3 protein-coding genes are annotated in these 4,998 nt (G+C 63.6%); all 3 read right to left on the minus strand.

Translation table 11 applies throughout. The annotated features are described in order from the left end of the window. Positions 1-104 precede the first annotated feature (104 nt). Positions 105-2,090 carry a multicopper oxidase family protein gene (locus G9E11_RS11100; RefSeq protein WP_311764348.1) on the minus strand — a complete coding sequence of 662 codons (1,986 nt, stop codon included), beginning with the start codon at positions 2,088-2,090 and terminating at the stop codon, positions 105-107. A 187-nt stretch (positions 2,091-2,277) separates the two neighbouring features. After that, the gene (locus G9E11_RS11105; protein ID WP_190605555.1) at positions 2,278-4,188 is read right to left on the minus strand and encodes a bifunctional copper resistance protein CopD/cytochrome c oxidase assembly protein; all 1,911 of its coding nucleotides are present in this window, start codon (positions 4,186-4,188) and stop codon (positions 2,278-2,280) included. 323 nt (positions 4,189-4,511) lie between these two features. Then, positions 4,512-4,998, minus strand: a 487-nt coding sequence (locus G9E11_RS11110) for a hypothetical protein (protein WP_203219247.1), incomplete at its 5' end; no start/stop codon positions are given.

Consider the following 4,998-nt stretch of genomic DNA (forward strand, 5'->3'; position numbering starts at 1 on the left):
GTGGGAGAGTAGGTCACCGCCGGACACTCATTTGAGAAAAAGGTCGAGAGCCCCAACCAGACACATTGGTTGGGGCTCTCCCGCATTTAAGCCGCTTTCCGTATTCAGCTGGTCCTTACGTTCGTAGTCGCTGTCCCGCCGAGGCTCGACTGGGCCTTGACGACTGTGACCTGCTTGGTTGGCCCGGGCTTGACCGTAAACGTCCAGGCTCCAAGAGAGTTGGCCTTCACCGTAGCCAAACGTGTGGAGGCGCGGCCCGGCGTCACGTCGTACAGCACGACGGTAGCCGAGGTTGCCGCCGTCGATCCGGCGTACTTGGAAGTTCCGCTGAAGGTCATGTCCTTCCTCAGGCGGTGCCGGGAGGAGGTGATGGTCACGACGTCCTTCTGTCCCGCAGGTACCTCAGCCGGGACAGGGGCGGGTGCCGGCTGGGGCGCTACCGGTGCGGTATCCGGGGTGGTGGTTACTGGCGCAGCCACCTCCGTCGGCTGGGTGCTGGTTTGCGGTGCCTCTGCCGTGCCTTGCGCCGGTGCAGCCTGGCCGATCGGATGCGGCCGGACCGCTTCGACTGGATGATTGGGGTCTACGTCGTTCGTGTCGAGGCCAACGCTGAACTGGGCCATCATGTCGTGGTCCTCGTGGGGCAGGTTGTGGCAGTGGATCATGTAGCGCCCACGGTGATGTTCGAATTTCATGACCAGCCGGACCGTCTCGCCTTCGCCCACGTAGACCACGTCCTTGGGTCCGCGCTCGTGGGCCATCGGTGCCTGTCCGTTCCGGCTCAGGACCTGGAAGTCCACCAAGTGGATATGCACAGGATGGAACCAGCCACCCGAACTGTTCTCTATTTCCCAGATCTCCACATCGTCGAGGTCCGGATCAGCGAGGACCTTCCTGTACCCGCTCTGGACCACTTCGTCCCAGGTCATGCCGCCGATCGTCCAGACGTCGTTGTCCCGCTTCACGCGCATGCGCCGGGTCTTCACCGAATCAGAAGCCTTGAGGCTCATGGTGGCGCTGGGGGCGAGGAGCGTCGGCAGCACCCTGGCGCCGGGACCGGTCGTGTCGACAGGCTCGTCCGTCACATCGAAGGCCATGATCCTGTTGGTGAAGTCGTAGTCCACATTGTTTTTGTTGGACAGGTTGCGCAGTTCAACCCGCTTGCCGACGGGATACATCGAGAAGTCGATGAGAACCTCGTAGCGCTCAGCGCCGCCGTGCCGCCAGGACGTCACCTGCTGGGCGGCGGGCATCAGGCCTCCGTCCGTTGCGACGATGGTCATGGCGTCTCCGGTGCTCAGGGAGAAGCGGTAGGAGCGGGCAATGGATGCGTTGAGAATACGGAAGCGGTAGATCCTTCGCTGGACCTTCATCACGGGCCATGGCGCACCGTTGACAAGAATGACGTCGCCCCACAGGCCTGAGTGGGTGTTGTCGTTGTAGCCGAGGGCGCCGTTGGCGGCGAACATGGCGTCAGAAACGGTCAGCGGTACATCGAACTTGCCCTGCGGAAGAATGTTGCCTTCCACTTCGTCGTGCAGGTGATACTGGGCGGCCAAGCCGGAATAGACGCTCTGCCCTGTGTTGTGAACCGCGTGGTCGTGGTACCAGAGGGTCCGTGCCGGCTGGAAGTTGGGGTATTCATAATCCTTGCAGTAGTCCCGGCCGGTCAGGTCGTTGGCGTAGCCGTCGAACTGCGGCAGCGACGCTGATCCGTGAAGGTGGGTGGAGGTATCAAGCCGATACCCCCACTGCGGATGGAACAGCGGCAGCACGTTGTCCATTTCCAGGGTGATGCGTTCGCCCTGGTTCACCTTGATGGTCGGCCCTGGAAATGTTCCGTTGTAGCCGAGGATAGGAGTGCTGAGGCCAGGCACGATGTTGGCCAAAGCTGCCTTCTGTTGGATCTGGTACAGGTGCCGCTTCCGGCCGTCCGGGTCCACAACGGTGCTCTTGGGCTTGAGCACCTCCGGAATGGGAAGTTCCCTCTGGTAGGGCTTCGGCATGTTGCGGGATGCCAGCTGGCTTGCCGACTTGGCGTTGACCGACGTCAACGGGACGGCTAGGCCAAAGGCGCCGATGATTCCCACTCCACCTATTTGCAGTGCCTGACGGCGTGTTACTGACACGACTACCTCCGACGTCGTTAGAAAGTCCAATTGATTTACTTGAAGGATGTAATACCTACCCTGCGGAAACCTTGCGGCGGGAGGGGTGGCAGTGGCCTTCTTTGGGTGGAAACCACCCAGGAAGCACCTGGTAGGGATGGGGGGCCGCTCAGGATTCTGAGGACGTGACAAGGTCGTGGGTGTGCTCAGAGGCGGAACGGTTCCGAGCGACCGCATCGCGGTGTCGGAGAGAGCGGACCAGCACAGTCGCGGCTGCTATCAGAAGCGTGCCGGCAGCGATGATCCACATGGCCATGCCCGCCGGCTCCACGACCGCCAGAACTGGCTGGTCCCAGGGCTGGCCCGCGGTGATCACCCATTCCTGCCGCCGCGAATCGGGAAGCTGGTCTGCCTGTTGCGCTAGGGCCCAGCCGTGCACCATGTAGAGCGCGGCCACCGCACCTATCGTCACCAGCCTGGAAGTCAGTGACGGCCCTGGGCCGTCAGCGGCGCGGGTCAGGGAAGCAGTGAAGAGGCAGCCGGAGAGCAAAGCCAGCAGGGCCATGCCCTGATACCCGAACTGCGTGCGTGACGAATAGTCCAGCAAGGGCGTGTAATACAGGGCCGCCATCACGGCCGCCAGGCCGGCGGCTGCGAAGTAGGGCGCAGACGTGGCATTCAGAACCGGACGCAGCGTCGCGATAAGAGCTTCTGCACCGCCTACTGTTTCGTCCTGCCTGGGCACAACGGCGAGCCTGGCCAACGTCAGCGGGGCGCCGGGAACCAGCAGGAGTGGAACGACGCCGATGAGAAGCATCTGGGTCACGACGTGCGCGCTGATCAGATACTCCTGGTAAACGCGGAGTCCTCCGTTGGTGACCAGGAACAGCAGCGCGACGCCAGTGAACCAAAGGCCGGCCCGGTAGGCAGGCCAGTGCCCGCCACGGTTCCTGATGCGCCGCACTCCGGCCGCATACAGGAACACCGCCACCGCGCAGAGGAAGATCCAGAGGGCGTCCGGCTTCCAGTTGCTGAGCACATCCACAAAACCCGGAACGCGCAGCGATACCTGGGCCGGTGCGGCCTGGGAGACTGTTGGCGGCGGAGTGCGTGCCAGGGCGGCTGCGAGTCCCGATCCGGCTGCAATGAGGGCGAGCTCGGCCACAGCCAGAGTTGCGAAAGCGGTCCGCGCCTTGCCCGGGATCGATTCCAGCTTCGTGAGGACCCACTTTCGGTGCAGCGCCCCGAACAGGCCCAAAAGTCCCAGAACAGCCGTCTTGGCCAAGAGAATCAGACCGTACTGTGAAGCCAGCCCCTGAACTGTTCCGATGCTTGTCAGCCCAGCCGCTACACCCGAAAGTGCCAGGGCCAGGAAGGACAGCAGCGCCAACGTTGAGTAACGCCGGACCGCGGCCAGCAACTCCGTTCCCAGCGTCCGGCGCAGCAGGACGAGGGTTGCCAGACCGCCGATCCAGATGGCTGCGGCGGCCATGTGCATGACCACCGAAACCGTGCTGTCGGCGTGGTTCGCGCCGCCCGCGGCATGGGAGTTCAGAGCTAGTGGTATCAGTCCCGTGGAAGCCAGCACAGCCGTGACGGCGACAGACCGCTGTCCTTGGACCCCGAAACACAGAAGCGCCACGATTGCCGTGATCAGCACTGTTAGCGCGCCTCTCCGGCCAGCATCAACGTCCGTCAGGAAACTGACAAATATTGCCCCGGAACCTTCCGAAAACAGCGGGAGGTTAGCCAACGAGTGGAAGGTGAGGACGCTGATCGCGGCTGCGGCTGCTGTCCAGAGCACAGCAGAAACACCGGCAAGGGCCAGTGCCTTCGAGAACGCCCTTCCCTTCGGGGGCAGGGCGAACAGCGCCAAAGCGAGTGGCCCGACAGTACCGGCGGCGGCCACATTGAAAATAAGTTTGGCCACAGGAAGCCCCCAGATGACCGCTGCCCCGGTCCGGTCCAGGAGCGCTGCTTCTTTGCCGGCCTCGGTCGAGTAGGCAATGAACAGAGCCAGTAGCCCGCATGCCACGATCATGGCAGCAGCGGCCACCGGCTTCGTCCGTGATGTCTTCATGGTTCCCCCTTGGCGGATGCTGTGAGGGTCAGTCTTGCCACGCCTCCTTGGATTTTCCCTGTGGGATGGCGCGCTGTGCCGGACGTGCGAAAACCTGAATGGCCACCGCGGCCCGGCAGTCATCGGCCGGCAGGCCATTCGGCGGCACATACTCTGTGAGGATGCACACGCCTGCCCGTGGAAGACCCTCGCCGGTAGTGGCTGGCACGGGCTCTCACCTAGAATTGCTAGAGATATGCGGACACCGGATGCTTCACGACGGGTCGCGCAGGACAACCAAACACGGACAAGAGCGGCTGCACATCGCGCCAGTGGTCGGCTCACTACAGGAGGAATCCACCATGGCTGAGCACAAGGGCGGCGGTTACCGCGGCGGAAACGACCGGGGGGACTCGGGAAGCAACCGGGGACGGCAGGGGGGCCCGTTTAGGGGGACCAATAATTCCGGCGGGGATCCCCGTGGCTTCCGCGACCGTGAAGGCCGCGGTTCCAGCGGTGACCATGACCGTAAGCCGATCGGTGATCGACCGCGTCGCGAGGGCGAAGGGGACCGTCGCAGCTTTGGAGGCGGGGAGCGTAAGCCGTTCTCTGATCGTCCGCGCCGGGAGGGCGAGGGCGACCGCCGCGGTTTTGGTGGTGGGGAGCGTAAGCCGTTTGGTGATCGTGACCGTAAGCCGTTTGGTGATCGTCCGCGTCGTGAGGGCGAGGGTGACCGCCGCAGCTTTGGTGGTGGCGAGCGTCGCGAAGGCGGGGGCGAGGGTGACCGCCGCGGTTTTGGTGGCGGGGAGCGTAAGCCGTTTGGTGATCGTG

Source organism: Arthrobacter ipis, from assembly GCF_014694315.1.
Lineage (GTDB): Bacteria > Actinomycetota > Actinomycetes > Actinomycetales > Micrococcaceae > Arthrobacter > Arthrobacter ipis.